Below are 1,822 nucleotides of genomic sequence, written 5' to 3'. Positions count from 1 at the left end.
CACGTGCCCTGGGGGCCGCATGGCGCATAGGGGGGAGTGACTCGGGGGCATCCTCGTGCCCGGACCGCGCTTAAGAGCGCTGGGTCCCGCGGGCCGCGAGGTGCGGTTCCGGAAGAGCTCGGGCGATTAGTGCGGCTCGGCTGAGGCTGTCGCCAGCCTTGCACCTGCCGTCTATCGACCAGGTAGTCTACCTGGGCCCTTACCGGAAGGAGAACTAATCCCTGGAACGGCTTCCCGCTTAGATGCCTTCAGCGGTTATCCGCGCCGCACGCGGCTACCCGGCCGTGCCGTTGGTCGACAACCGGTTCACCGGAGGTGCGTCCACCCCGGTCCTCTCGTACTGGGGGCAGCCTCCATCGATTCTCCTGCGCCCACGGAGGATAGGGACCGAACTGTCTCACGACGTTCTGAACCCAGCTCGCGTACCGCTTTAAACGGCGAACAGCCGTACCCTTGGGACCTGCTCCAGCCCCAGGATGCGATGAGCCGACATCGAGGTGCCAAACCTTGCCGTCGATGTGGACTCTTGGGCAAGATCAGCCTGTTATCCCCGGAGTACCTTTTATCCGTTGAGCGACGGCCCACCCACTCGGGGCCGCCGGATCACTAGAGCCTGCTTTCGCACCTGCTCGGCTTGTGGGCCTCGCAGTCAAGCCCGCTTGTACTCTTGCATTCAAAAGGACGGTTGCCGACCGTCCCGAGCGGACCTTCGCGCGCCTCCGTTACCCTTTAGGAGGCGACCGCCCCAGTCAAACTGCCCGCCTGGCACGGTCCCCGAGCCGGTTGACGGCCTCGGGTTAGGACGCCGGTCGCGCGAGGGCAGTATTCCAAGGGCGGCTCCCCGGGGGCTGGCGCCTCCGGATCTTCGCCTCCTGCCTATCCTCTACACGCGGGACCAGCGGCCAATGCCAAGCTGCAGTGAAGGTTCACGGGGTCTTTCCGTCCTTCCGCGGGTAAGTCGCATCTTCACGACCAGTGCAATTTCACCGGGTCCATGGTCGAGACAGCGCCCAAGTCGTTGCGCCTTTCGTGCAGGTCGGAACTTACCCGACAAGGAATTTCGCTACCTTAGGACCGTTATAGTTACGGCCGCCGTTTACCGGGGCTTGGCTTCGGGGCTTCGCGCGGTGCGCTAACTCCTCCGCGTGACCTTCCGGCACCGGGCAGGCGTCAGACCCTATACGTCGCCTTGCGGCTTCTGCAGAGTCCTGTGTTTTTGGTAAACAGTCGCTTGGGCCTCTCCACTGCGGCCCGCCTCCGCTCCCGGAGCAAGTCCGTTCACGTACGCGCGGGCACCCCTTCTCCCGAAGTTACGGGGCCATTGTGCCGAGTTCCTTGACCATGGTTGACCCGATCGCCTCGGTATGTTCTACCCACCCACCTGTGTCGGTTTGCGGTACGGGCGCGCACGCGCCTGCCTAGGGGTTTTTCTAGGGACCTCGGGCTCACTCGCTTCGCTTAAGTGCTTCGTCCGGAGCCTCGCCCTCGATGCGGACCGGATTTCCCTGGTCCGCGGGCCGCGCTCCATCACGGGGACGTCCAGAACCCCGCCGAGCCACCCCCATCCGTCGCCCCGTCGGTCGTAGCGCCGCGTGCGCGGTGCAGGAATGTCTGCCTGCTGCGCGTCGGCTACGCCTCCCGGCCTCGCCTTAGCCCCCGACTGACCCTGGGAGGATTAGCCTTGCCCAGGAAACCTCGGGTTCACGGCGGACGAGTTACTCTCTCGTCTCTCGCTACTCATGCCAGCATTCTCACTCCCATGCGCTCCACCGTCGGTCGCCCTCCGGCTTCTCCGCCCATGGGAAGCTCCCCTACCGATTCT

Annotated in this window: 1 rRNA gene; it reads right to left on the bottom strand. The window is 64.9% G+C overall.

The annotated features are described in order from the left end of the window. Window positions 1-105: 105 nt before the first annotated feature. Window positions 106-1,822: ribosomal RNA gene (locus ACTQ1S_RS09245) — 23S ribosomal RNA — on the bottom strand; the annotation flags it as partial.

Source organism: Collinsella sp. LCP21S3_D3 (assembly GCF_052118305.1).
Taxonomy (GTDB): domain Bacteria; phylum Actinomycetota; class Coriobacteriia; order Coriobacteriales; family Coriobacteriaceae; genus Collinsella.
This window is presented reverse-complemented; position numbering and strand designations above follow the sequence as displayed.